Annotated in this window: 24 protein-coding genes, 1 other RNA gene and 1 other annotated feature; of the genes, 4 read left to right on the forward strand and 21 right to left on the reverse strand. The window is 42.4% G+C overall.

Annotation, left to right across the window (positions count from 1 at the left end):
* Positions 1-98: 98 nt before the first annotated feature.
* A complete protein-coding gene (locus C6W18_RS03780; protein ID WP_105926045.1) occupies positions 99-1,364 on the forward strand; it encodes a replication-associated recombination protein A in 1,266 nt (421 codons plus the stop codon).
* Between the two features lie 30 nt (positions 1,365-1,394).
* Here C6W18_RS03780 and C6W18_RS03785 read toward each other — a convergent pair whose 3' ends face one another.
* The 5 genes from C6W18_RS03785 to C6W18_RS19930 all read right to left on the reverse strand — a co-directional run bounded on the left by C6W18_RS03785 (position 1,395) and on the right by C6W18_RS19930 (position 6,123).
* Positions 1,395-2,159 (reverse strand): tRNA threonylcarbamoyladenosine dehydratase, encoded by a 765-nt coding sequence (locus C6W18_RS03785; RefSeq protein WP_034321354.1) that lies wholly within the window; start codon positions 2,157-2,159, stop codon positions 1,395-1,397.
* Between the two features lie 92 nt (positions 2,160-2,251).
* Positions 2,252-2,432: non-coding RNA, 6S RNA (gene ssrS, locus C6W18_RS03790), on the reverse strand.
* 77 nt (positions 2,433-2,509) lie between these two features.
* A complete protein-coding gene (aspS, locus tag C6W18_RS03795) occupies positions 2,510-4,288 on the reverse strand; it encodes an aspartate--tRNA ligase (protein WP_105926383.1) in 1,779 nt (592 codons plus the stop codon).
* 18 nt (positions 4,289-4,306) lie between these two features.
* Complete coding sequence (gene hisS, locus C6W18_RS03800) at positions 4,307-5,581, reverse strand: histidine--tRNA ligase (protein WP_105926047.1); 1,275 nt, start codon at positions 5,579-5,581, stop codon at positions 4,307-4,309.
* A gap of 73 nt (positions 5,582-5,654) precedes the next feature.
* Positions 5,655-5,894, reverse strand: a binding site (T-box leader).
* A 58-nt stretch (positions 5,895-5,952) separates the two neighbouring features.
* On the reverse strand, positions 5,953-6,123 hold the full coding sequence (locus tag C6W18_RS19930; protein WP_003216250.1) for a YrzK family protein: 171 nt from the start codon (positions 6,121-6,123) through the stop codon (positions 5,953-5,955).
* A gap of 137 nt (positions 6,124-6,260) precedes the next feature.
* On the opposite strand from C6W18_RS19930, the gene C6W18_RS03805 reads away from it, so the two are divergent.
* Complete coding sequence (locus C6W18_RS03805; RefSeq protein WP_105926049.1) at positions 6,261-7,841, forward strand: N-acetylmuramoyl-L-alanine amidase family protein; 1,581 nt, start codon at positions 6,261-6,263, stop codon at positions 7,839-7,841.
* A 92-nt stretch (positions 7,842-7,933) separates the two neighbouring features.
* Here the strand turns inward: C6W18_RS03805 and dtd are convergent, their stop codons facing one another.
* The 8 genes from dtd to C6W18_RS03845 form a co-directional block, all read right to left on the reverse strand.
* Entirely contained in the window at positions 7,934-8,377 is a 444-nt protein-coding gene (gene dtd / locus C6W18_RS03810; protein ID WP_034321342.1) for a D-aminoacyl-tRNA deacylase, read from the reverse strand.
* An 18-nt stretch (positions 8,378-8,395) separates the two neighbouring features.
* The gene (locus C6W18_RS03815) at positions 8,396-10,606 is read right to left on the reverse strand and encodes a RelA/SpoT family protein (RefSeq protein WP_034321339.1); all 2,211 of its coding nucleotides are present in this window, start codon (positions 10,604-10,606) and stop codon (positions 8,396-8,398) included.
* Positions 10,607-10,748: 142 nt separating this feature from the next.
* Positions 10,749-11,261 (reverse strand): adenine phosphoribosyltransferase, encoded by a 513-nt coding sequence (locus C6W18_RS03820; RefSeq protein WP_034321337.1) that lies wholly within the window; start codon positions 11,259-11,261, stop codon positions 10,749-10,751.
* Positions 11,262-11,284: 23 nt separating this feature from the next.
* Positions 11,285-13,609: a single-stranded-DNA-specific exonuclease RecJ gene (recJ, locus tag C6W18_RS03825; RefSeq protein ID WP_105926051.1), complete on the reverse strand. Its 2,325-nt coding sequence runs from the start codon at positions 13,607-13,609 to the stop codon at positions 11,285-11,287.
* A gap of 81 nt (positions 13,610-13,690) precedes the next feature.
* Positions 13,691-14,047 (reverse strand): LapA family protein, encoded by a 357-nt coding sequence (locus C6W18_RS03830; RefSeq protein ID WP_105926053.1) that lies wholly within the window; start codon positions 14,045-14,047, stop codon positions 13,691-13,693.
* A 101-nt stretch (positions 14,048-14,148) separates the two neighbouring features.
* On the reverse strand, positions 14,149-14,637 hold the full coding sequence (locus C6W18_RS03835) for a cation:proton antiporter regulatory subunit (RefSeq protein ID WP_105926055.1): 489 nt from the start codon (positions 14,635-14,637) through the stop codon (positions 14,149-14,151).
* A 196-nt stretch (positions 14,638-14,833) separates the two neighbouring features.
* Positions 14,834-17,062, reverse strand: coding sequence for a protein translocase subunit SecDF (gene secDF, locus C6W18_RS03840; protein ID WP_105926057.1), 2,229 nt, complete (start codon positions 17,060-17,062; stop codon positions 14,834-14,836).
* 41 nt (positions 17,063-17,103) lie between these two features.
* Positions 17,104-17,400, reverse strand: a complete 297-nt coding sequence (locus C6W18_RS03845; RefSeq protein ID WP_003216788.1) for a post-transcriptional regulator — start codon at positions 17,398-17,400, stop codon at positions 17,104-17,106.
* 116 nt (positions 17,401-17,516) lie between these two features.
* Between C6W18_RS03845 and spoVB the strand changes: the two genes are divergently transcribed.
* Positions 17,517-19,067: a stage V sporulation protein B gene (spoVB, locus tag C6W18_RS03850; RefSeq protein WP_105926059.1), complete on the forward strand. Its 1,551-nt coding sequence runs from the start codon at positions 17,517-17,519 to the stop codon at positions 19,065-19,067.
* Position 19,068: 1 nt separating this feature from the next.
* Here spoVB and C6W18_RS03855 read toward each other — a convergent pair whose 3' ends face one another.
* On the reverse strand, positions 19,069-19,731 hold the full coding sequence (locus tag C6W18_RS03855; protein WP_034321323.1) for a DUF421 domain-containing protein: 663 nt from the start codon (positions 19,729-19,731) through the stop codon (positions 19,069-19,071).
* A 165-nt stretch (positions 19,732-19,896) separates the two neighbouring features.
* Between C6W18_RS03855 and C6W18_RS03860 the strand changes: the two genes are divergently transcribed.
* Complete coding sequence (locus C6W18_RS03860; protein ID WP_034321320.1) at positions 19,897-20,274, forward strand: TIGR04086 family membrane protein; 378 nt, start codon at positions 19,897-19,899, stop codon at positions 20,272-20,274.
* 49 nt (positions 20,275-20,323) lie between these two features.
* Here the strand turns inward: C6W18_RS03860 and yajC are convergent, their stop codons facing one another.
* From yajC to C6W18_RS03895, 7 genes are all read right to left on the reverse strand, one after another.
* Positions 20,324-20,590, reverse strand: coding sequence for a preprotein translocase subunit YajC (gene yajC / locus C6W18_RS03865; RefSeq protein WP_008360993.1), 267 nt, complete (start codon positions 20,588-20,590; stop codon positions 20,324-20,326).
* 47 nt (positions 20,591-20,637) lie between these two features.
* Complete coding sequence (tgt, locus tag C6W18_RS03870; RefSeq protein WP_034321314.1) at positions 20,638-21,783, reverse strand: tRNA guanosine(34) transglycosylase Tgt; 1,146 nt, start codon at positions 21,781-21,783, stop codon at positions 20,638-20,640.
* A 31-nt stretch (positions 21,784-21,814) separates the two neighbouring features.
* Positions 21,815-22,843: a tRNA preQ1(34) S-adenosylmethionine ribosyltransferase-isomerase QueA gene (gene queA, locus C6W18_RS03875; protein WP_105926061.1), complete on the reverse strand. Its 1,029-nt coding sequence runs from the start codon at positions 22,841-22,843 to the stop codon at positions 21,815-21,817.
* Between the two features lie 34 nt (positions 22,844-22,877).
* A complete protein-coding gene (locus C6W18_RS03880; protein WP_105926063.1) occupies positions 22,878-23,078 on the reverse strand; it encodes a DUF2905 domain-containing protein in 201 nt (66 codons plus the stop codon).
* The gene (gene ruvB / locus C6W18_RS03885) at positions 23,071-24,075 is read right to left on the reverse strand and encodes a Holliday junction branch migration DNA helicase RuvB (RefSeq protein WP_105926065.1); all 1,005 of its coding nucleotides are present in this window, start codon (positions 24,073-24,075) and stop codon (positions 23,071-23,073) included. Before ruvB ends, C6W18_RS03880 begins: the two co-directional genes overlap by 8 nt.
* A gap of 11 nt (positions 24,076-24,086) precedes the next feature.
* Positions 24,087-24,692 carry a Holliday junction branch migration protein RuvA gene (gene ruvA, locus C6W18_RS03890; RefSeq protein WP_034321303.1) on the reverse strand — a complete coding sequence of 202 codons (606 nt, stop codon included), beginning with the start codon at positions 24,690-24,692 and terminating at the stop codon, positions 24,087-24,089.
* A gap of 149 nt (positions 24,693-24,841) precedes the next feature.
* On the reverse strand, positions 24,842-25,342 hold the full coding sequence (locus C6W18_RS03895; RefSeq protein ID WP_189318038.1) for an intercompartmental signaling factor BofC: 501 nt from the start codon (positions 25,340-25,342) through the stop codon (positions 24,842-24,844).
* Positions 25,343-25,457 lie beyond the last annotated feature (115 nt).

Raw genomic sequence — 25,457 nt, forward strand, 5'->3', positions numbered from 1 at the left:
TTGCGGGTTATGAGCGCTCGGGGAGGACGCATCCCTTTTCTATTTGAAGAAATTTCGGTACTCTATACAAACAAGACATTGCTTTAGGAGAGATAATCATGAAACCTTTAGCGTATCGGATGCGCCCAAGTCATATTGAAGACATTATTGGGCAGGAGCATCTCGTTGGAGAAGGTCAAATTATTAGAAGAATGGTCGAGGCGAAACATTTATCCTCAATGATATTATACGGACCGCCGGGCATCGGCAAAACATCGATTGCGACTGCGATAGCTGGAAGTACAAGCATTGCTTTTCGGACATTGAATGCGGTCATTCATAACAAAAAAGATATGGAAGCTGTCGCCGCTGAAGCAAAAATGAGCGGCCAGGTGATCCTCATTTTAGACGAAGTCCACAGGCTGGATAAAGGAAAGCAGGATTTCCTTCTTCCTTATTTAGAAAATGGCATGATTATTTTAATTGGCGCCACCACGGCCAACCCCTATCATGCGATCAATCCAGCTATCCGAAGCAGAACACAAATATTTGAGCTGAAGCCGCTTGAAACAGAGCAAATCAAAGCCGCATTAACAAGGGCATTACAGGATGAACATCGCGGGCTTGGCAGCTATTCGGTGACAGTCGATGATGAGGCGATGAATCATTTTGCTAGTGGATGCGGAGGAGATGTACGCTCTGCTTTAAACGCACTAGAACTCGCCGTCTTATCGACAAAAGCAGATGAAACTGGACACATCTTCATCACCCTTGCCGCAGCAGAAGAATGTTTACAAAAAAAGAGCTTCTCGCATGATAAAAACGGTGATGCTCATTATGATGTCCTGTCAGCTTTTCAAAAATCCATCAGAGGATCTGACGCAGATGCGGCACTGCATTACCTTGCCAGACTGATTGAAGCAGGAGACCTTGAAAGCATTTCAAGAAGATTACTCGTGATGGCTTACGAGGATATTGGCTTAGCCAGTCCACAGGCAGGTCCCCGCGTGTTAAGTGCTGTCCAAACAGCAGAGAGGATCGGTTTCCCGGAAGCGCGTATTCCGCTGGCCAATGCCGTCATCGAGCTATGCCTCTCTCCAAAATCAAACTCGGCTTATAAAGCGATTGATGCGGCGCTGCATGACATTCGTACAGGGAAAATCGGTGAAATCCCTGTTCATTTAAAAGATGCTCACTATAAAGGGGCAACAGCACTTGGGAGAGGCGTCGATTATTTATATCCACACGATTATGACAACGGCTGGGTGAAGCAGCAATATTTACCTAACCCGCTTAAAAACAAGCAATATTATGAACCGAAGCAAACTGGGAAATTTGAAGGTGCACTGAAGCAGGTCTATGAGAATTTAAAACGACAAAAATAAAAAAAGCCCCTGCAATAAGCAGGAGGCTTTTTATTTATCCTTTACACGTGTAATCGGAATATCTTTTAAAAGCTTCATAATGACATGCCCACCCATGATCAGCCCGGCAACAGACGGGACGAACGCATTGGATGATGGCGGCATTTGCGCCTTACGAATCTTCGCTTCATCATTTCCAACTTCTTTTCTGACATCTTCACGAATGACAATTGGACTTTCGTCAGAGAAAATGACTTCAATTCCTTTACGAATTCCTTCCTTGCGCAGACGTGTTCTAACAACTTTTGCAATAGGATCTGTATGTGTTTTTGAAATATCATCAATTTTGAAGCGTGTCGGATCTGTTTTGTTTGCAGCACCCATACTAGAAATGATGTTCACATTGCGTTTTAGACATTCTTTCATCAAATGAATTTTATAATGAATCGTGTCTGACGCATCGATGACATAATCAAGTGGATACTCAAAAAATTGCTCGTATGTTTCCTCTGTATAAAACATCTTTAAGGCAACAACTTCACATTCTGGGTTAATATCAGCGATTCTCGCCTGCATTAAGTCAACCTTTGGCTGACCAACCGTTGATAGCAATGCCGGAAGCTGACGATTCACATTTGTAATATCAATATCATCTTTATCAACAAGAACAATACGGCCAACGCCTGAACGAGCGAGTGCCTCTACTGCAAATGAACCAACGCCGCCCACTCCAAGCACTGCAACTGTACTGTTTTTTAATATATCTAAGCCTTCCTTGCCAATGGCAAGCTCGTTTCTTGAAAACTGATGTAACAAGTGCCTCACTCCACCTTTATTTAAAATGAATCGAAAGAATCATATCATATTCAGACTTCTCCGTCATCCTTCTCCAAAAGAAAAAAACACAAAAAAGTCCCGATAACGCCGCCAGCTTTTCCTTCGTTTTGAACCCCGCACCAAGCAGGTGGGTGCTTTCTTCCTCTCTTTATAAGTCCTCTAATGAGGCATTTATGCAGAAAGGAAAGGCAAGCTCCCGTATAAAAAAATGTTCGGTCAAAACTAGGTAACCACCGTACGTATCAGGACTTTATTTATTGATTGATGAAAGCATATCATAGGCATGTTCCTTTTTCAAGCGTTTACATGCCTATAAACATGCGCCTATTTTACTGTTTTACTTTTGTTTTAATGGCTAAACTCAGCTCATCAAGCTGCGCTTCGCTTACACGACCAGGAGCATCTGTGAGAACGCAGCTGGCACTTGCCGTTTTCGGGAACGCAATGGTATCTCTTAGGTTAGAGCGGCCGGCAAGCAGCATCACTAAGCGGTCAAGACCAAGCGCGATTCCGCCATGCGGAGGAACACCATGCTCAAACGCATCTAGAAGGAAGCCGAACTGATCATAAGCTTCTTCTTTCGAAAAGCCAAGTAAACCAAACATTTTTTCTTGAATGTCCTTTTCGAAAATACGAATAGAACCTCCGCCAAGCTCATAGCCATTGAGCACAAGATCGTAAGCCTGCGCCTTCATGTCTTCTGGGCTTGTTTCAATGAGTTCAAGGTCATCACGTACTGGCATTGTGAAAGGATGGTGGGCAGCATAGAAGCGGCCTTCTTCTTCATCTTTTTCAAGCAGCGGCCAGTCAACCACCCATAAGAAATTGAATAGAGACTCATCAATGAGTCCAAGCTCTTTCCCAAGTTTCAGGCGAAGTGCTCCAAGCGCATCATGAACAACAGATGTCTTATCCGCAACAAAGAGTAAAAGGTCGCCTTCTTCCACTTGCAGCTGATCCTTTAATTCTGCTTGCTTTGCTTCATCAAAGAATTTAGCAATCGGCCCTTTTAATTCTGTCCCTTCAGCTTTTAGCCAAGCTAGACCTTTTGCACCGTAGTTCGCTGCAAATGCACCAAGTGCATCAATGTCTTTTCTTGAGTAGTTCGCTGCAGCACCTTTTACATTAATGGCTTTAACAGCTCCGCCATTTTTCACAGCGCCACTGAAGACTTTGAATTCTGAGTCTTTTACCGTGTCTGAAATGTTCACAAGCTTCATTTCAAAACGCGTATCTGGCTTATCAGATCCATAAGAATTCATTGCTTCATCGTACGTCATACGTGGTAATGGCAATGTAAGCTCTACGCCTTTGACATCTTTCATAACCTTTGCCATCATCTCTTCAGCAAGCGTCATGATGTCCTCTTGACTCATAAAGGACATTTCAATATCGACTTGTGTGAATTCCGGCTGACGGTCAGCACGCAAGTCTTCATCTCTAAAGCAGCGAGCAATTTGATAATAACGATCCATCCCTGAGACCATCAGCAATTGTTTAAATAATTGCGGAGACTGAGGCAATGCATAGAACTCTCCTTCGTGTACACGGCTTGGAACAAGATAGTCACGTGCACCCTCTGGCGTACTCTTCGTTAAAATGGGTGTTTCAATATCTAGAAAGCCGTTGTCATCTAAGAAATGGCGGAATGCTTTTGTTACTTCATGTCGCATTTTCATCGTTTCAAACATTGCAGGACGGCGAAGATCTAGGTAACGGTATTTTAACCGCACATCTTCTGATACTTCGTCTGCTTGATCTGAAATAACAAATGGAGGGGTCTTCGCTTCGTTTAAAACTGTGACTGTGTCGACTTGAATTTCAATTTTACCAGTTTTTAAATTCGGGTTGATTGTTGCTTCCTCTCTTGCGACAACCGTTCCTTTAATATCAAGGACATATTCATTACGAATCGATTCTGCTGTCTCAAGCGCCTCTTTTGATAGGTCTGGATTGAAGACAACTTGTACAATGCCTGTACGGTCACGCAGATCAATAAAGATTAATCCGCCAAGGTCACGTCGTTTTTGGACCCATCCTTTTAATACAACGGTTTGACCGATTTGGTCTTCTGTTACTTCTCCACAATAAAAAGTTCTACCAAACACAAACATTCCACTCCTTCTTTACGCTTTCTGGTGGGCTTTCATCATTTGAATCAGCTCATCAAGCTTCACTTCAATTTGTTCACCCGTTGTCGTATCTTTCACATTCACAATTTGCTGCGCCAGTTCATCTTCACCAAGAACTGCAATAAATTTGGCTTTTAATCGATCAGCCGCTTTAAATTGTGCTTTTAGTTTCTTCCCGGTATAATCCATTTCACTTGAAATGCCTTCTTTTCTCAGGCGGTTCAATAATGAAACTGAATAATCTTTCGCTTGATCTCCTAGTGCAGCAATGTATAGATCAATGCCGTCTTGTAACGGCAGCTCAATATTTTCTGCATCAATGGCGGATAGGAAACGCTCAATACTCATCGCAAAACCAATACCTGGGGATTCAGGACCGCCAATTCCTTCAACAAGTCCATCATAACGGCCGCCGCCGGCTAATGTTGTAATCGCGCCAAAGCCTTCTGCATTACTCATGATCTCAAATGCTGTGTGATTGTAATAATCAAGACCGCGCACTAAGTTCGGATCGACGACATAGTCAATGCCTACATCTGTTAAGTATTGTTTAACTTTTTCAAAATAAGTCCGTGATTCTTCGTTTAAGTAATCTTGAATGGATGGTGCCGTTGCCATCAGCTCATGATCACGATCCTTTTTACAATCAAGAATACGCAATGGATTTTGATGTAAACGAATTTGGCAGTCATGACAGAATTCATCAATTCTTGGCTCAAAGTGCTCGACAAGTGCTTTGCGGTAATCTGCTCGGCTCTCTTTGTCACCAAGGCTGTTAATAACAAGCTTTAAGTTAGAAAGACCTGCTTTCTCATAGACACTCATTGCAAGTGAAATGACTTCTGCATCAATGGCAGGATCCTTTGAACCGATCGCTTCAATCCCAAATTGATAAAATTGACGATATCTTCCCGTTTGCGGCCGCTCATAGCGGAACATTGGTCCAATGTAATACAGCTTTGTTGGCTGCGCCGGCTGTGCAAATAGTTTATTTTCAACATAAGAACGTACTGTTGAAGCCGTTCCCTCTGGACGAAGTGTGATGCTGCGTCCTTTTTTGTCTTCAAATGTGTACATCTCTTTTTGAACGATATCGGTTGATTCGCCTACTCCTCTTGCAAACAGCTCCGTATGCTCAAAAATCGGTGTGCGAATTTCTTTGTATTGAAAGGCTGCACATGTATCTCTCGCAATTTGTTCAACGTACTGCCAGCGTTCTGACTCTCCAGGTAAAATATCCTGTGTGCCTCTTGGAATATTAAAACTCATTTTTCGTCCTCCTACGACCATCATTCATTTTTTATATGGACATATAAAAAACCCCCGCCTCTACTATGTGTATAGTAGGGACGAGAGTTATACCCGTGGTGCCACCCTAGTTGGAACATGATCTAGCCATGTTCCCGCTCAAATCCTTAACGCAGATTCACGTTCTCCGCCTAATGACTCATTTTTAGAGCGTTCAGCAGGAAACCTACAGAGTGTTCTTTCGTGATAAATGCCATGCGGATTCGCTTTCAGCCTAAGGCGATTCCTCTCTGCTCACGCAATTTATCCTACTATTCTCTATCATCAGTTCCACATTTTAAATTTTCAAGTGTGTTGATTTATATTATAATAAGGTCGGTGCTGCCACTCTGTCAACCCTTGCCGTGCCTCTTTTTCTTTTCCAGCTCTTCTTTTGACGTACATCCGTATTCAGATGCGGTCTCTTCAAGGAAGCCTGGTTGATCCATTTCGTCGTGCTGCCAGCGATCAATATCACGATGTCCATTATATTGCACTCGTCCTAATTTTCTGCTTAATCTCATGTTTGTACATCCTTTTATCACATTTTTATCTAGTATAAACAGATTGATTCATTTTTATTAGGGAAACTGCAAGGAATTAGTCCATTACATAACGAATTAACATTCATCGGTTTTACAAGGGAGGGGAAAACACCGTTTTGAATCTGAAAAAACACAATCAAATGATGATACTGCTCACTTGTTTTGTTCTCATCGCCAGTACTTGGCCTATCACACATGCTACTGCTCAAACAGATCAAGCTGTGGTTGCAACAGATGAAATCAATGTGAGGTCGGGTCCTGGTTTAAGCTATGGGATCGCAGCTGTTGTGAAACGCGGAGAAAGCTATCCCATTCTCACTGAACAAGGAGAATGGGTGCAGATCGGGCTGTCGAACGGACAAAAAGGCTGGGTCGTTTCATGGCTGATCACCACTTCATCTGACAAGCAAAAGACCGCTAAGCCAAAAACACAAGCTCAAAGCGCTGAAGGAAGCAGTTCGATCACATCGACAGCCTCCGATCTTCGTATCCGGACAGGCCCTGGTACTTCCTATCAAGTCATTGGGACTTTCCCGCAAGGTGCTTCCGCTAAAAGGTTAGAGACAAGCGGCGCATGGACAAAAATTTCGTATAAACAAGCGAAAGGCTGGGTCCACTCTGATTATATTTCCGGCGGACAAAAAGCCGCTCAATCAAGCTCAGGCGAGTCCTCTCGCTCTAAACAGACAGGCACAGTTGGCGTATCGAGCTTGAATGTAAGGCAATCGGCGGCACCAAATGCACAAGTCGTCGCTTCACTTGCTCGCAACACACAGATCACCATTTTGCGCGAGCAGAACGGCTGGTATGAAATTGAGGCAAAAGGCGTGAAAGGCTGGGCAGCAAGCTATTACATCGTCACAAGCAATGGAGCGAGTTCGGCTGGTGAAAAGAATCCATCTTCTTCGGCTTCCCAAAAGAAAGCGTATATTGTCTATGATGGCACCAACATTAGAAAAAGCGCCTCAACCTCTGCTGCAATTGCAGAAAGAGCAACAAAAGGAGCTGCTTATCAAATTGTTCGAACGCAAGGTGACTGGTATGAAGTGACACTATCAAATGGTGGAACAGGATATGTAGCGAGCTGGGTCGTTCAAACGAAGAAAAATAGCAGCGAAGCGCCAAGACCTCAGCAGGATTCATCGTCTGGAACTGGGTCGTTAAGAGGAAAAACAATAGTTCTTGATCCTGGTCATGGCGGAAAAGACAGCGGCACGATTGGCGCAGATGGTGCCTTTGAAAAGAATATCACCATTAAAACCGCCAATTTACTGGCAGGCAAACTAAGGGCTTCTGGTGCAAATGTCTATTTAACAAGAAGTGATGATACCTTTATCAGCCTTCAATCGAGGGTTGCAACATCTCATTACCGCAATGCAGATGCTTTCATTAGTCTTCATTATGATAGTTTTATGGATCCAAGTGTCAGAGGAAGTACAGCGTATTATTATCAAGCATCGAAGGATCAAAATCTGGCGACAAGCGTTCATACTGAAGTCGCAAAGCGATCACAAATTCCAGATAAGGGTGTCAAATTCGGAGATTATTTTGTTTTAAGAGAAAATAAACGCCCTTCCCTTTTATATGAACTCGGCTATTTAAGCAATCCTCAGGAGGAAGCGATCATTTATAGCGCCTCTTACCAAGAACGAGTCACAGAAGGAATGACAGAAGGATTAAAACAATATTTCCGTTAGTAAAAAAGAGGCCTCTGTGCCTCTTTTTTATGCCAAAAGAAAAAGACTCTAAACAAACTCACGCATGAGTTTATCTACAGTCTAGGGCAAGTCTATTCTTTGCTATCCATCCAGATGGTGACAGGCCCTGAATTGGTCAATGACACGTCCATCATCGCCCCAAAACGGCCAGTTTCTACATGGATGCCTTTTTCTCTAAGGGTTTCATTGAAGCATTCGTAAAGTGAGTTTGCCACGTCCGGCTTGGCGGCTTTCATAAAATTCGGCCGTCTTCCCTTTCTCGTATCACCATAAAGGGTAAATTGAGACACAGACAGAACGCTTCCTTTTACATCCAATAATGAACGATTCATTTTCCCGTTTTCATCTTCAAAAATACGTAAATGTGCAAGCTTTTCAGCTAAGTACAGCACATCTTCTTCTGTATCTTCATGTGTGACACCAACGAGCACCATATATCCTTCATTGATGGCACCTGTGATCTCATCTTCTACCTTCACAGATGCGCTCGTCACACGCTGCACAACAAGCCTCATAGACGATATACTTCCTTTCTAATTCATAAATCGGCGAACAGAGTAAATGTCTTTGATTTGTTTGATGCGTTCCACTACTTTATGCAAATGATTGATATTTTGGATAAAGATCGCCATATGAATCGTCGCCACTTTGTTACGATCAGACTTTCCAGAAACAGAGGAAATGTTTGTTTTCGTCTCATTGACTGCTTGAAGCACCTCATTGAGTAAGCCGCGTCTATCATATCCTAATATCTCGATTTCCACATTGTATTCTTTACGGTTTCGAGCAGGCTGTTCATGCTCCCACTCTACCGGAATTAACCGTTCTTGCGCTTCCCCTGTCTTCACGTTCGGACAGTCCTCACGGTGAACAGATACACCTCGGCCTTTTGTAATAAAACCAACAATGCTATCACCTGGAACAGGATTACAGCACTTCGATAAACGAACAAGCAGGTTATCAATCCCCTTGACTCTTACGCCGGCTTCACGTTTTTTCCCGTGATACGGCTTTGACTCCACCGTCACTTCTTGGACGGTTTTCTCTTGTTCTTCTTGATCTCTTTGTTTTCTTTCTTTTTCTGTTAAACGATTCGCTACCTGAAGTGCAGTAATACCGTTATATCCAACGGCCGCATACATGTCCTCTTCGTTTGAAAAATTAAATTTATCGGCTACTTTTTGCAGGTTTTCAGCTGTGAGAATCTCTTTGACATCAAACTCAAGGTTTTTGATTTCTTTTTCAATGAGCTCTCGGCCTTTTTCGACATTTTCTTCACGGCGCTGTTTTTTGAAAAACTGTCTGATCTTGTGCTTCGCTTGGGAGGTTTGGGCAAGTTTGACCCAATCCTGACTTGGTCCATAGCTATGCTTTGATGTCAGAATTTCAATAATGTCACCTGTTTTCAGTTTATGATCAAGCGTGACCATCTTGCCGTTGACTTTGGCGCCAATTGTTTTATTCCCAATTTCCGAGTGAATCCGGTAAGAGAAGTCAATTGGAACTGAACCAGACGGCAGTTCAATCACGTCTCCTTTCGGTGTAAATACAAACACCATATCAGAAAAGAGATCGATCTTTAACGATTCCATAAATTCTTCTGCATCTGTGGATTCATTTTGGAACTCAAGAATTTCTCTGAACCAAGACAGCTTCTTTTGGAATACGGCTTCTTCCGTTGATTCTGCTGACTCTTTTCCTTCTTTGTATGCCCAGTGTGCCGCAATCCCGTATTCTGCAATTTCATGCATTTCAAATGTCCGGATCTGGACTTCAAGCGGATCACCTTTTGGACCAATCACGGTTGTATGAAGGGATTGGTACATGTTCGGCTTTGGCATCGCAATATAGTCCTTAAATCTCCCTGGCATCGGCTTCCAGCATGTATGAATAATACCGAGAACTGCATAGCAGTCTTTAATACTGTCGACCAAAATACGAACTGCCAGCAAATCATAAATTTCATTAAACTGCTTATTTTGCATGACCATTTTGCGATAAATACTATAGATATGTTTTGGTCTGCCGGAAAATTCAGCCTTGATGTTCACTTCAGACACGCGGTCTTTTACTTCATTGACAACCTCGTCCAAGTATTCCTCACGTTCAGCTCTTTTTCGCTTCATAAGATTCACAATCCGGTAATATTGCTGCGGATTTAAATAGCGGAGTGCTGTATCTTCAAGCTCCCACTTAATCTTTGAAATCCCTAATCTGTGCGCAAGCGGTGCAAAGATTTCAAGTGTTTCATTTGAAATTCTTCGCTGCTTTTCCTGTGGGAGGTGTTTGAGCGTTCTCATATTGTGAAGACGGTCTGCCAGCTTAATCAAGATCACGCGAATATCCTGCGCCATTGCCACGAACATTTTTCGGTGGTTTTCGGCCTGCTGTTCTTCTTGTGATTTATACTTAATCTTCCCGAGCTTTGTTACACCATCAACAAGCATCGCCACTTCTTCGTTAAAATGCTCTTGTAAATCCTGTAATGTCACATCTGTATCCTCGACGACATCGTGCAGGAAGCCGCCCGCAATGGTCGATGGGTCCATTTCAAGGTCCACAAGAATACCCGCCACTTGAATTGGATGGATAATATAGGGCTCACCAGATTTCCGGTATTGCTCCTTGTGTGCATTCTCAGCATATTCATATGCTCGCTCTATAAATTGAATATGTTCAGCGGACAGGTATTCTCTTGCCTTATCAATGACCTGCTGCGCCGTTAAAACTTGTTCGTTCGCCATGGAATCACCTTTTTAAATGAAAACTGTATTGTAGTTTATTATCAAGAAAAAATCGATAGATGTAAAGAGAAGAAGTCCGCTAAAAGGTTTTTGATAGGAAAAAAGCACCCTTCTTACTGAGTGCTTTTTTCGTAAAACTCCATTAGTATTGCATTAACGTTAAGATATCGTAACCGTCAAGCTTCTTTCTGCCATCAAGATACGTCAGCTCAATTAAGAATGCAATCCCTGCCACAACGCCGCCTAATTCCTCTACAAGCTTAATGGACGCTTCAATCGTTCCACCAGTCGCAAGTAAGTCATCTGTAATCAGTACACGCTGACCAGGACGAATCGCATCTTTATGAATCGTTAATACATCTTTACCGTATTCTAAGCCGTAATCGACTTTAATGACTTCACGAGGAAGCTTCCCTTCTTTACGAACGGGTGCAAATCCTATACCAAGCGCGTATGCTACAGGACAGCCAATAATGAATCCACGCGCTTCAGGTCCAACAATGAGATCAATGTCTCTTTCCTTCGCGTATTCAACAATTTGATCCGTTGCATAACGGTACACTTCGCCTTTATCCATTAATGTTGTAATATCTTTAAATTGTACACCTTCCTTTGGGTAGTCAGGTACAACTGTCACATATTGTTTTAAATCCATCTTTTCCTTTTCCTCCTCGTACGTCAAAGCACCGGTGAGACTTCGCTCATCATGCTGTTCAGCCATTCCTTCAGCTCTTTGGCTGAGGAATATGTTAGTGTTTGATCGAGTTCCATCAATCGTTGTTTTGCTGTATAGGACGCTGATGCGGTTAAATCTTTTTTAGGGGCATCAACTACTATTGACAGCACACCATCCTCTATTTTAACAAAACCGAGTTCAAAAAACACCTTTGTCATAAAAATGATTGTATCTTTTGTCCAACCTCTATGCTTGGCAAGCTCCATCCCTCGTTCTTTGAGAGGAAAACTTTCCTGTTTTAACAAGAATCCATAAAACCATTTGAATTGGTCACGACTAGGGAAAGAAGACATAAAGTGATCTTCTTTTCTTTGAAAGACCGTATAAATTCTGGCTGGTTTTTGATTTTCTAAAAGCAGCTTAAGCAAGTGCTCATCTGCAGGAACATCTGCAAAAACCACATACTTATCTTGTACATCAAACGTTGAAATATTTTCTGCATGTACATGATGAACCGGGATATTCACTTCATCTTTTGTTTCTTCATCGAAACAGAAAACAAGATATTTTTCTGGATCAAGCGTCGAAATTTTCTTTTCCCAATCCTTTTTCCCGCGTAAATCAAACAGCTGCCATTCATCTACCCGGGCATCTTTTAGCATGAGCTGAGGCTTCTTCCGGTTATTCCATTCATTAATTGACATCTCACCAATCACGGAAATGCGGCTTCCCGGGACGACCTCTTCTTTTAATTTACCTTGGTGAAAACCGACACAGTCGAGTAACTTGTCTTCATCTTTCAGAGACATTTTAATGTGATGATGATTTGCCCCAATCGTTCGGATGTCTTCGAGCTTGGCATCTTCAATCATAATAAACGGCTTAGGATTGTGCATGCCAAATGGTGACAGCATCCCCACTTCCTCAATCGCTTGAACCGTAATTTCGTCTACTTTGCACACTGCATCGACCCGTTGAATCGGAATAAAATCTTCTTCTGTCAACGTTTCATTTGCATATTGATTCAATCTTTCCCTTAGTAAAGGAACATCATCCGCTTTAAGTGTCATACCTGCTGCCATAGGGTGCCCGCCGAAATGCGGCAGGATGTCGCGGCATTTGCTCAAATGGAAAAACAGATCAAAGCCTGGAATACTCCGTGCGGATCCTTTTGCCATTTGCGTGTCTTCATCTATCCCCAGCACAATTGCCGGACGAGAAAATGTGTCCGTCAATTTAGAGGCAACAATTCCGACAACGCCTGGGTTCCAGCCAGCCTTGGCGACAACGATCGCAGACTGGTCAACGTCCATCTCTTCGACCATTTGAATGGCTTCTTCCGTGATTGTACTTACGATTTTTTGTCGTTCTTTGTTGAGTTCTTGTACAAAACGAGCGAGCTCTTCTGCTTCCTCCATATCCTCTGTCATCAGAAGATGAACAGCCGGATCTGCCTGCTCAATTCGCCCTACAGCATTCAGCCTTGGAGCAATTTGAAAGCCGACCGTTTCCTCGTTTGCTTCTTCGAGAGTGGCTCCAGCTTCTTTCATTAACGCTTTTAGCCCCGGTCTTTTAGACTGGCGTAGCTGCATGAGCCCTTTTTTGGCGAGCCATCTATTTTCATCATGGAGCGGGACGAGATCCGCGATTGTACCAATTGCAGCAAGATCTAATAGCTGAACTGGCAGTTTACCAAGCAGTGCATGCGCTACCTTAAACGCAACACCAACACCGGCGAGTTCTTTAAATGGATACTCACAGCCCGGCTGCTTTGGATGGACGATCGCAAGCGCCTCAGGCAGCTCATCACCTGGTTCATGGTGATCTGTGATGATCAGGTCTAATCCTATTTCTTTTGCAATACGCGCTTCATTCACAGCAGCAATGCCTGTATCGACTGTGATGACAAGCGATGCTCCTTGCTCTTTGATATATCGAAAAGCCTGTTCGTTAGGCCCATAGCCTTCTTTAAATCGATCTGGAATATAAAAGTCTACCTTTGCAGATCGCTCTTTTAATGTATGTAAAAGCACAGAGGTACTTGTCACACCATCCGCATCATAATCTCCGAAGATCACAATCGATTCCTGTTCTTCGATCGCTTTGTTGATGCGCTCTACTGCTTCTTTCATTCCCTTTAATAAGAATGGATCATGAAATTCAGCTTTTTGATCAAATAAAAAAGACCTCGCTTCTTCTACTTCTTCAAGTCCTCTTTTTATAAGAAGTGATGCAGTCAGCGCTGAAATATTCAGATTTTCAGAGAGTGATTTCACTTTTTCTTCGCTTGGATGTTCATATTCCCAGCGCATTTTGGATAATAACATAAATTCACCCCTCAACCACACTATTATACTAGAGTGGCCTGAGGGGTTTCAATTTTTATTTTATGAAATTGTGCTGGAAGATTATTTTTCCTTCCGGTCAAAAGACGCTGGCTGTTCTTTTAAAGGCGTGACATTTGATTTCTTTTGAACGTCTTTGTCTACCTTTTTAGTAGAAACACTAGGTGCAGGCGTAACGGCTGCACGCTCAGCTTTTAATGCCTTTAGTTCTCGTTTCAGTTTCACGATTTGGAAAATTCCCGCAAACGCCACAATCAGTCCGCCCATGAGAACAGATCCAATAATGACAAGGATCAATGGCCATTCAGCCGTTCCAAATAAGTAGTCTACTTGCACAGGCCGCACATTGATCACGGCAAATACTGAGACAATTAATACGAAAATAAATGCGAGTATGATGGTCCATTGTTGTTTATTCATCTACATATCCCCCAAGCTTTTTCTTTTATTCTTCCCTCTTTCTTGTCCTTCTTAAACACAGAAAGAAAATAGCGGGAGAAAATCTATCAGCACGGGCACGATTAGCTGCTGAGTTTTTCTTTAATAAAGTTCTTTAATTCTTTTCTTTCTCCAGATATGACAAGGGTGTCCCCTTCTTCAATGACCGTATCTGACCCTGGATTTAAAATCTTCTCATGTGACTTTCTCACAATGGCGATGACTGTTACTTGATCATTTTGGCGAACATTGAGGTCTCCGATTGTCTGCTGAACAGCTGGTGCGTTCTTTTCAATCTTAAACCATTCAATCATCAGTTCATCAATTGCTACCTCAACTGTTTCAAGCGCTTTTGGCTTATATACCATGCCGCCCAAAATAGCCGCGATTTGTCTTGCTTCTTCATCGTTTAGCAAGATGCCAGAAATACATTCTTCATGGTCGTCCTCTTGAAAATGATACATTTCTCTTCTGCCGTCATCATGTGTAATGATGGCAAGCTTCTCGTTATTTCTTGTGATCATTTCGGCTTTGTGACCGATACCTGGCAGTTCAGTTTCCCGAACCTTCATAACAGCCCCTCCAATGAATAAAGCCAAATGCCTCATATGGACACTTGCTTTCTGTACTGATCTAAACGTATGTCATTATAGCAAAAGACCATTTCAAGATCAATGAAACTCGAAATGTTTTTCAAATCGTCTTATTCTTGTGAAATATACGGATGATGTATGAAAAAAAGACTGCCAAGAAGACAGTCTTTCTAGATTAAATATCTTGTTCTGTGTCTATTTTAGCCGGCTTTTTCAGCTCGCGGCCTTTCCACATAAGCCAAATTTGCGCCGCAATATAAAGAGATGAGTACACCCCTGTTAATAAGCCGACAAGTAAGGCGATGGAGAAGTTTGTAATAGACGCTGATCCAAAGATGAGCAGTGCGACAACAACAACAAGTACGGTAAGCACTGTGTTGACAGATCGTGTAAAGGTTTGCTGTAAACTTAAGTTCACAATATACGATAAATCTTCAATTGTTTTCGGTTTGCGTTTTTTCATTTGTTCACGAACCCTGTCGAAGGTCACGATCGTGTCATTGATCGAGTATCCGATGACCGTGAGTATCGCCGCAATGAAGGTGACATCTACCTCTAAACGCGTAATACTAAAGAAGGCCACAATAAAGAATGCGTCGTATAGCAGAGAGATAATCGCTGCAATCGCCATTTTATATTCAAAACGGACAGAGACATATAAAATGATTCCGATTGAAGCAATGATGACGGCGTATAATGCATTACGGGCAAGTTCTTTTCCGACAGTAGGAGACACGGTACTGACGTTTGGTTCTGTGCCATATTTATCTTTGAAGTAATCTTTCACTTCAGCGATCTTTTCTTTATTCGGCACGCCAACAAATCGAGCAGCTGCCTGATTTTCTTTTTGCCCTGATAACACGACACTGTCTGTCTCAAGATCTAACTTTTTAAAGTCTTGCTCCACTTGCTCAGTTGACAGCTTGTGATCGCTTTGGATATCTACTCTTGTACCACTTGCAAAATCAATACCCGCATTGAGTTTGAAAATAGAAAGTACAATGATACCAGCAATGGTGATCGTCGCTGAGAAAATCATAAAGCCTTTCCGTTTGCTGACGAAATCCCATTTATCAAAAGGCGTTTTTGGTTCGGTATTTTCTGTTGTTTCGTGAATATTCATGATGTCTTTTTCGCGGACACCAAACCAGCCTTTCTTACGGTCAAGGAAGCGGCTTTCAACAAGGAGTCCAAGAAGGAATCTTGATAGGAATACAGCCGTGATAAAGCTTGTTAGAATGGATAGGATCAGCATCGTTGCAAATCCTTTAACAGAGCTTGTCCCGAAGAAGAACAGAACCCCACCAGCAATAATACTCGTTAAGTTCGCATCAAAGATGGTCGCAAATGATCTGCGGTTCCCTGACCTGAAAGCAGAACGAACAGATTTACCGAGCTTAAGCTCCTCTTTGATCCGTTCATAAGTGATAATGTTGGCATCAACAGCCATCCCTACCCCAAGAATCAGTGCTGCAATTCCAGGTAGTGTCATAACCGCACCCATCCAGTCGAACACTTGCAAGGTAATATAGATATAGGCTGAAAGTGTAATGACAGCAATAAGACCAGGTATTCGGTAATAAAGCAGCATGAATAAGAAGATAAATGCGATTCCTACAATTCCTGCGAATACGGTTTCGTTCAGCGCTTGTTCACCAAACTGCGCACTCACAGATGTTGAATATTTTTCAGTTAATTTTACTGGCAATGCCCCGGCATTTAAAATGCTTGCGAGGTCCTTTGCCTCTTGGACAGTAAAGCTTCCTTCAATTTGTACGTCACTGCTGTTAATCTCTTGGTTTACATTCGGTGCAGACACATACTTGTGGTCTGATTTTGAGACTTCTTTTTTGAAAGAATCTCCTTTATTGTAATCAAGCCAAATGACAAGCTGGTTATTCGGTGCCATGGCCGCTACTTTTCTTGTCACGTCACCAAATTTTTTCGCATCCTTTAGTTTGACAGTGACAATCGGCTCATTCGTTTGATTGAATGTTTGTTTTGCACTGTTTTCTACAAGATCGGAGCCGTTTAGGAGCTCTTTATCATTCGTATCTCTGAAGGAAAGCTGCGCTTCAGTCGAAAGAATCTCCCTTGCCCTGTTTTGATCTTTTACCCCCGCAAGCTGCACGCGGATACGGTTGTTGCCTTCAATTGAGATGTTTGGCTCACTTACACCAAGCACGTTGGCTCTACGGTTTAAAGCCTCCACTGTACTGACGAGAACGCTATTTGTGATCTTGTCCTCTTTTTTCACTGGGTGTACATCATATAGGACTTCAAATCCACCCTGCAAGTCCAGCCCTAGCGTCATATCTTTTGCAACAGGCTTTGTCAATAAGCCCACAACAGTTCCAATTAACAGAACCACTAAGAAAAACGCAAGAATGCGCCCTTTTTTCATTATGTATTTCCTCCTTAAACACCTGAATCCATTTAGATGGCTTATTTCAACAGTTCATCTAGCATATTCTTGCCATCTTCACTGTCCAAAAAAGCAGACGTTTTAAACGACTGAACGGTTGCATAGTTCATAAATTCGCCAATTTTCACAGATAAAATATCTGCAACCATTTCATGAATCGGATACTCTTGTTTTTTCTTCCACTTCTTATTCTCTAAGTATGACCATAATTCCTCTAAATCTACATCTTTATAGCCCAAAACGATGAATTCTTCAAGCTTACTGAACAGAAAAGGCTTTAAATGGTCTTTGTATATAGCAGCCGGATGTTGTGTCAATGTGAGGCTCCCCCTTTTCAGTTTTTTATCGAGAGACTTGTCATGCTTGGACGATATACACGCATATCTTATTGTATATGATTCTATGTCGTTTGAGAAGGCAGGTGATCTTTGATTTGACGAAGCAAACGTTTTTAAAAGGGACAATTATTTTAATTTTAGCAGGTTTTATCACGAGAATATTGGGTTTTGTCAATCGAATTGTCATCGCACGGTTCATTGGTGAAGAAGGGGTCGGGCTTTATATGATGGCTGCACCTACCTTTTTTCTAGCTGTGACGCTGACACAATTCGGACTGCCTGTCGCCATCAGTAAGCTTGTCGCAGAAGCAGAAACCCGAGGTGACAAACAGAAAACAAAACGCATTCTGGTTATGTCCCTTGCGATAACAGGAACACTCAGCCTTATTTTCACACCGCTCTTTTTATGGTTTGCACCCATTATGGCGGAAAATATGCTGACAGATCCTAGAACGGTCTATCCACTGCTTGCCATTACACCAGTCGTACCAGTCATCGCCATCTCCAGTGTATTAAGAGGATATTTCCAAGGAAGACAGCAGATGAGTCCACTTGCGATATCTCAAGTGCTGGAACAGGTCGCAAGAATTTCTCTTGTGGCGGTATGTACAACGGCTTTCCTTCCTTATGGGATTGAATATGCGGCAGCCGGTGCCATGATTTCATCTGTTATTGGAGAGATGATTTCACTTGCTTACTTACTGATCGCCTTCCGTTATAAAAAAACCATCCGTATTCGAAAACGATTTTTCAAGGCGATTCATGACGGGAAGGACACATTTAAACAGCTAATGAGTATTGCCCTGCCAACGACAGGCAGCCGTTTCATCGGCAATATTTCGTGGTTTTTAGAGCCGATTGTTGTCGCGCAAAGCCTTGCCATTGCTGGATATGCAGCTGTTGAAGCGACAAGACAGTATGGTGAGTTGACCGGTCTTGCGCTGACCCTTTTGACACTACCTAGTTTTATTACGTATTCACTCTCCACCGCACTAGTCCCGGCGATTAGTGAAGGAATGGAGCAGAACAAACGCAAAACGGTGGAATACCGGCTGAAGCAGGCGATGCGCCTTTGTTTACTCAGCGGAGGAATTTCATGTATTATTCTTTTCGTTTATGCAGAAGATTTAACACTCTTCATGTATGGTTCATCGCATGCGGCCATCTATGTGAAATTCATGGCACCATTTTTTCTGCTATATTATTTTCAAGGTCCGCTTCAAGCTGTCCTTCAAGCATTGAATTTAGCTGGTGCAGCCATGACCAATAGCCTGATAGGTGCTGTTGTGAAAACAGGGATGATCTTCGTCCTTGCTTCCCAGCCGAGCTTTGGCATTATGGGCGCAGCACTTGCGATATTGATCGGCATCGTCCTTGTCACATTGCTCCATGCGGCAACTGTTGGAAAGGTTCTGCCTATTCATTTACCAATGAAGGAATATGGTATATGCGTCCTTGTGATCATAGGCACAGGAGCTGTCAGCTTATGGCTGAAGTCTCAAGTCACCGGACTCTTTTCTGCCCCACTTGAGCTTGTGATGCTGATCTTTGTCACATGCATCTTGTATGTCATTCTATTAATCTGTCTTGGGTTAGTGAAACGAGAAGAGCTGCGCCGCATCCCATTTATCGGGAAGCTGCTTTAGCTCATCTCTTCTTGATCACTTCATCTTTCAAATCAATATAAAAAGTCTTTTGGTTAAAGCTACAGTAGGAGATTTGGTCAAGGTCATGATAGCCTCTTTTGGCAAGCTCATCTTTCAGCCACTGTTCATTTTGATTAATTTGCTTTAGGTGGTCATGCTGCACAATACCGTCTGCAATAAGAGGAAGCTCAAGCGCGGCATGTGTGTCCTTATTTTCTTTTTCGACAACGGCAAGTTTTCCTGATGGCTCTAAGATGGCGTATGAGACATCCTGAATACTGTCGATGTTATTTTCTCTTAATTGAATAAGCAGATCATCAAAATTGTATCGCTGTTTTCTCATCGCACCCTCGTCTATTTTCCCATTGATGATGATCAAGGTTGGCTTGCCGTCGAGAAAGCGCCGAACCCCTTGAAACTTTAACGAGAGGTAGGCAAGTGTGATTTGAATGAAGGTTAACAGCAGGATCGGCCATACCGTATGTAACATATGATCCTCTACTTCTTCTATCGCCAGCACCGCAATTTCAGCGATCATCATAAAAATGACAAGATCTAAAATACTAAGTTCTCCAATCTCTCTCTTTCCCATTAAACGAAAGATAAACCAAATGAGGAAATATAAAATGACCGTTCTCATGGAGATGATTAAGATGTCCTGCATGTGATGCAAACCCTCCTTCTCCAACATAGCTTGTGTCAAAACACTTTATTTATGTAGAAAAGAAAGCCTCTGTTTTTATTGTGAGAAACATGTCTATTTTTTCTTCGTCGTGAATACATTTTAGTAAAAGACAAGCTTCGGTCAATTGGAGAGGAGACGAATCACATGCAGGAAACGAAACAAATAGGAAGAGGCATTTTATCTGGCTTAATTGCCATTTTTGTCGTGATGATTGTCACAAGCTTACTTGTATCACTCATGCTTACCTTTACAAGTATGCAGGAATCATCGTTTAAATGGATGATTATGATTTTGTCCTTCGTGGCATTTTTTTTAGGAGGGATCATTTCTGGGGGGAAAGCAAAGGAACGTGGCTGGCTTATTGGTGCTATCACTTCTTTTATCTTTTCTCTTACTGTATTCTTATTTCAGTATTTAGGGTTTGGGAAAACCTTTTCACCAGAGCAATTCATCTATCATGCTGCCTTTTTGGGGATATGTATGCTAGGGGGAATGATTGGGGTCAATCTCCGAGGCAAATAAAAAAAGAGCGATATGATTCGCTCTTTTTTTATGGCTATGTATTGGAGGATTAGCCTTTGTCAGCTAATTCTCTAATAGCACGACGGTCGAAAGTTAAACGGTTGTTTTCGCTTGTTTTGATGACCACTTTTGATTCATCAATTGAGTCGATTTCACCGTGTAAACCACCGATTGTAACGATTTTATCGCCTTTTGATAAAGATTGCTGCATCTGACGCACAGCTTTTTGTTGCTTTTGCTGTGGACGGATTAACAAGAAGTAAAGCACAGCAAACATGACAACAATCATAATGATTGAACCCATACCACCATCCATTCTATCTCACCCCTTTCTAAATGATTGTAAAGCCTTTCGTTTATGCGTTAAAAGTTTTTCGCATTCGGTTTGTTAAAGCCATAACGCTCAAAAAACTCTTCTTTAAAATCACCTAAACGATCCTCACGGATAGCTTCTCTCACTTGCTCCATTAATTTTAACAGAAAATGAAGATTATGATAAGTTGTTAATCGAATTCCGAACGTTTCATTTGTACGGATTAAATGTCTTATATAGGCGCGTGTGTAGTTTTTACATGTGTAGCAGTCACAGTTTTCATCGATTGGTCTGAAATCACGCTCATATTTTGCATTTTTCACAACAAGACGTCCTTCACTTGTCATCAAGGTGCCGTTTCTCGCAATTCTCGTTGGCAGTACGCAATCAAACATATCTACACCGCGAATGGCGCCATCAATTAATGAATCTGGTGAGCCGACCCCCATTAAGTACCTTGGCTTGTCTGCCGGTAAAAATGGTGTTGTGAACTCCAGCACACGGTTCATCACATCTTTTGGTTCACCAACAGATAAACCTCCAATGGCGTATCCTGGGAAATCAAGTGAAACAAGATCTTTTGCACTTTGTTTACGAAGCTCTTCGTATTCTCCACCTTGGACAATCCCAAACAGACCTTGATCCTCTGGACGCTGGTGTGCCGTTAAGCAGCGCTCTGCCCATCTGCTTGTCCGCTCCACAGAACGTTTCATGTAATCGTACTCTGCTGGATATGGAGGGCATTCATCAAATGCCATCATAATATCAGAGCCGAGCGCATTTTGGATCTCCATGGCTTTTTCAGGAGAAAGGAACAGCTTGTCTCCGTTTAAGTGATTACGGAAGTGAACGCCTTCTTCTTCAATTTTTCTAAATTCACTCAAAGAAAATACTTGGAAGCCACCTGAATCAGTTAGAATAGCTCGATCCCAGTTCATAAATTTGTGCAAGCCGCCCGCTTCTTTCACAATGTCATGACCCGGACGGAGCCATAGATGGTACGTATTGCTTAAGATGATGCCTGCATCCATTGCTTTTAATTCTTCAGGCGCCATTGTTTTCACTGTAGCCAGTGTACCTACTGGCATAAATACAGGCGTTTCAAACGACCCGTGCGGTGTATGAACGCGGCCAAGACGTGCACCTGTTTGTTTGCATGATTTAATGAACTCATAACGTATCGGTAATTGCGACAAAAATGAGCCCTCCTGTCTTTGTTGTATGTTCTTATTGAATCAGCATGGCATCGCCAAAGCTGAAGAATCGGTATTCCTCTTTTACTGCCTCGTTGTACGCTTTCAGTACGTGTTCTCGTCCAGCTAATGCGCTGACGAGCATAATTAACGAGGATTTTGGCAGATGGAAGTTCGTGATCATTCCATCAATTGCCTTGAATGTGTAGCCAGGGTAAATAAAGATCGACGTCCAGCCACTTGACGCTTGGAATTTGCCATCATGTGCACTTGCAATGGTTTCAAGCGTTCGTGTTGATGTTGTGCCAACTGAAATAATCCGCCCGCCTTCTTGGCGCACGCGATTAAGCTCTGCAGCCGTTTCTTCATTCATTTCGTAAAACTCTGCGTGCATTTCATGTTCTTCAATACGCTCCGCACTGACCGGACGAAAAGTGCCAAGCCCCACGTGCAAGGTAATAAAAGCAATATGCACACCTTTCGCTTTCAGCGCATCCAGCAGTTCGGTTGTAAAGTGCAGACCGGCAGTAGGAGCGGCAGCTGAACCAACTTCTTTCGAATACACGGTTTGATACCGCTCACGATCATCAAGCTGCTCTTTAATATATGGAGGCAGCGGCATTTCTCCAAGGGATTCAAGCACTTCATAAAAAATGCCTGTATACCGAAACTCGACTTTTCTCCCGCCATGTTCCAGTTCCTCTGTACATACCGCTTGGAGCCGTCCATCACCAAATGTGATAACCGTTCCTTTTTTCACACGTTTTGCTGGTTTTACGAGTGTTTCCCAATTGTCTCCTTCTTCTTGTTTCAATAGAAGAAGTTCAACTTTTGCCCCTGTATCCTCTTTCATGCCAAACAGACGTGCAGGCAGAACACGCGTATTATTTAAAACGAGACAATCACCCTTTTGAAAATAATCCGTGATTTGTGAGAATGTATCATGTGTGATCGCACCCGTTTGTTTATTTAAGACCATCAGTCTTGATGCATCTCGTTTTTCAAGTGGAACTTGTGCAATCAATCTTTCTGGTAAATCAAAATCAAATAGTTCTAGCTTCATTTCCTTCACCTATTCTGTAGTTAACTAGTTAACGTTATTTCATCCGTCCAAAGATATTGAGTAAAATGGTTAGTACGATGCTAATGACAATGCACGTAATAACGGGGAAAAAGAACGTCACATTTCCTTTTTTCACAAAAATATCACCTGGAAGCTTACCAACCAATTGAAACAATAAGCCTGCGGCAAAAAGGACACCACCTAAAATCATCAATATTTTAGGGAATTCAGTCACGAATCGGAACCTCCATATGAAAATGTTCATACGCTTCTCTTGTGACGATCCGGCCTCTTGGCGTTCTTTGCAGAAAACCAATTTGTAGTAAATACGGTTCGTACACATCTTCAATCGTATGTGATTCTTCTCCAATTGTCGCTGATATCGTATCAAGTCCAACAGGACCGCCTCTAAATTTTTCAATCATACTTAAAAGCAGCTTGTGGTCTATATGATCCAGTCCCAGCCTGTCGACTTGGAGACGCTCAAGGGCATCTTCGGCTATGTCCTGTGTAATGGCATGATTCCCAAGCACCTGCGCAAAATCTCTTACTCTCCTGAGTAAACGATTGGCGACCCTCGGCGTTCCACGAGAACGTCTCGCTATCTCTTCAGCTGAGCGAACATCGATCCCAATCTCGAACAGCTCGGCTGTTCTTGCTACAATGTGAGCCAAATCTCTTTGCTCATAGTATTCCAATCTTGCATGTACCCCAAACCTATCACGAAGCGGCGCTGTTAAAAGCCCAACACGGGTCGTAGCACCAACAAGTGTAAATGGCGGTAAATCAAGCCGTACAGAGCGCGCTGTATCTCCTTTTCCAATGACGATATCTAGACAAAAATCCTCCATCGCCGGATATAGCACTTCCTCAATTGAGCGCTGCAAGCGATGAATTTCATCAATAAACAAAACATCGCCAGGTTCAAGAGATGTCAAGATAGCCGCCAAATCTCCAGGACGCTCAATCGCTGGTCCAGACGTTGTACGCAGCTGAACATTCATTTCATTGGCAATGATCGACGCAAGCGTTGTTTTCCCTAGTCCAGGCGGTCCATATAAAAGGACGTGATCAAGCGTTTCCTGCCTCATCCTGGCAGCTTCAATAAACACGCTGAGATTATCCTTTACTTTTCGCTGACCAATATATTGGCTAAGCGTCTGAGGCCGCAGACTTTGCTCAATGGCTGATTCATGGTTGTCTGCTTCAGTTGAGACGAGCCGTTCATCCATGAGACATCACCCTATTTCAACATTTTTTGTAAAGCTTTTTTCACATATTGATCGGTTGTGAGATTCTTCTCTTCTTTTAATAATGGAAGAACCTTTTTGATTTCACGATCACCATATCCAAGAACATTTAAGGCTTCAAGCGCTTCATCTAAAGCGGTTTGCTGCGTTTCGACCTGAATATGATCCTCGTGATTAAATAAGTTGCCAATCATTTCTGGCACCACATCTGCAAGCTTTCCTTTTAGATCAAGAATGATCTGACGGGCTGTTTTTTTGCCAACGCCAGGGAATTTAATAAGGAATGCTTCATCCTCACGTTCTATCGCTGAAATGACAGCGCCAGGATCACCGGAAGCAAGGATCGCAAGTGCGCCCTTTGGTCCAATCCCTGTGACATTTAACAGTTTTGTGAACAACGCTTTTTCTTCTCGTGTTTGAAATCCATATAACGAAAACGCGTCTTCCTTTATGTAATGATACGTATAAATCGTTTCTTGTTTATTTACTTGATAGATAAACGGGTTTGGGGTATAGACTTGATATCCCACTCCGCCGTTTTCAATGACAACATATTGCGGGCACACATAATCAATGGTCCCTTTCACAAACTCTATCACCGTTTTCACCTCTTTGACTGTTCTTCATTGTAACATAAATCGAAGAGAAAACCGCAATAAAAGTTAACATACGTTCGCTCAATCCATTTTTACGGTGCAACCATGAAAAACAGCTTGCGGTCTTCACACCAGCAAGCTGTCACACGCTTTTAAAACGATATTTCATTTCGGTAAGGTTTCATGACTTCAAGCACATGCTCAAATTCATCTTTTGTTCGAAAAGGAATGCCTTGTTCAAGCTGCTCCTCCACATGACTTTCTAAACGGGACGTATCAATTTGAAAGAAGAGGTGAATAGGCTCCGCCCAGTCGCCTGGCCTTCCATGAAACGTAGAAATGACACCGTCCTCTGATAATCCGATATATCCATTTGCTTTACTTAATGGAGAGATATCATCAATTTGTTTTCTAAAAAGGGCAAAATCCTCTTGTTGTTCCACGAGCGTCCAGCCTTTATACTGCGTCCAAAATGTGTCTTTGTCTTCTAATGATGCCCGGTGTCTTTCAATACTCACATCGCCGTCTAGATAGACTTTTTCAAGCTGCACGTTGATGGTGCTTGACTGCTTTTGCAAGTGTTCTTTTCCTTCCATATCCGCAGCGGAAAAAAGAACACTTGTCATGATAAGTCCTGTAACGAAACGTTTCATCTTCACTTTCACTATTTACACCTCTTTAGAACATAAGATCGATGCATGACATATGTAGTTTGACCCTTTTTTCTAAACATTAACCAAACCGATTACATGGACTCGTTTTAAGAGT

Origin of the sequence: Bacillus sp. LLTC93 (genome assembly GCF_002993125.1) — a bacterium.
In the GTDB taxonomy this organism is placed as follows: domain Bacteria; phylum Bacillota; class Bacilli; order Bacillales; family Bacillaceae; genus Bacillus; species Bacillus zhangzhouensis.

What these genes read in the sequence shown, in the direction of transcription:
- C6W18_RS03820 (WP_034321337.1), bottom strand. Translation starts at nt 11,261, where the DNA reads ATGGATTTAAAACAATATGTGACAGTTGTACCTGACTACCCAAAGGAA.
- C6W18_RS03860 (WP_034321320.1), top strand. Translation starts at nt 19,897, where the DNA reads ATGCAGGAAACGAAACAAATAGGAAGAGGCATTTTATCTGGCTTAATT.
- C6W18_RS03780 (WP_105926045.1), top strand. Translation starts at nt 99, where the DNA reads ATGAAACCTTTAGCGTATCGGATGCGCCCAAGTCATATTGAAGACATT.
- secDF (WP_105926057.1), bottom strand. Translation starts at nt 17,062, where the DNA reads ATGAAAAAAGGGCGCATTCTTGCGTTTTTCTTAGTGGTTCTGTTAATT.
- dtd (WP_034321342.1), bottom strand. Translation starts at nt 8,377, where the DNA reads ATGAGGCTTGTTGTGCAGCGTGTGACGAGCGCATCTGTGAAGGTAGAA.
- C6W18_RS03830 (WP_105926053.1), bottom strand. Translation starts at nt 14,047, where the DNA reads ATGAATAAACAACAATGGACCATCATACTCGCATTTATTTTCGTATTA.
- queA (WP_105926061.1), bottom strand. Translation starts at nt 22,843, where the DNA reads ATGAAGCTAGAACTATTTGATTTTGATTTACCAGAAAGATTGATTGCA.
- yajC (WP_008360993.1), bottom strand. Translation starts at nt 20,590, where the DNA reads ATGGATGGTGGTATGGGTTCAATCATTATGATTGTTGTCATGTTTGCT.
- C6W18_RS19930 (WP_003216250.1), bottom strand. Translation starts at nt 6,123, where the DNA reads ATGAGATTAAGCAGAAAATTAGGACGAGTGCAATATAATGGACATCGT.
- C6W18_RS03855 (WP_034321323.1), bottom strand. Translation starts at nt 19,731, where the DNA reads ATGCAGGACATCTTAATCATCTCCATGAGAACGGTCATTTTATATTTC.
- C6W18_RS03815 (WP_034321339.1), bottom strand. Translation starts at nt 10,606, where the DNA reads ATGGCGAACGAACAAGTTTTAACGGCGCAGCAGGTCATTGATAAGGCA.
- hisS (WP_105926047.1), bottom strand. Translation starts at nt 5,581, where the DNA reads ATGAGTTTTAATATTCCAAGAGGCACACAGGATATTTTACCTGGAGAG.
- recJ (WP_105926051.1), bottom strand. Translation starts at nt 13,609, where the DNA reads ATGTTATTATCCAAAATGCGCTGGGAATATGAACATCCAAGCGAAGAA.
- C6W18_RS03835 (WP_105926055.1), bottom strand. Translation starts at nt 14,637, where the DNA reads ATGAAGGTTCGGGAAACTGAACTGCCAGGTATCGGTCACAAAGCCGAA.
- C6W18_RS03895 (WP_189318038.1), bottom strand. Translation starts at nt 25,342, where the DNA reads ATGAAACGTTTCGTTACAGGACTTATCATGACAAGTGTTCTTTTTTCC.
- ruvB (WP_105926065.1), bottom strand. Translation starts at nt 24,075, where the DNA reads ATGGATGAACGGCTCGTCTCAACTGAAGCAGACAACCATGAATCAGCC.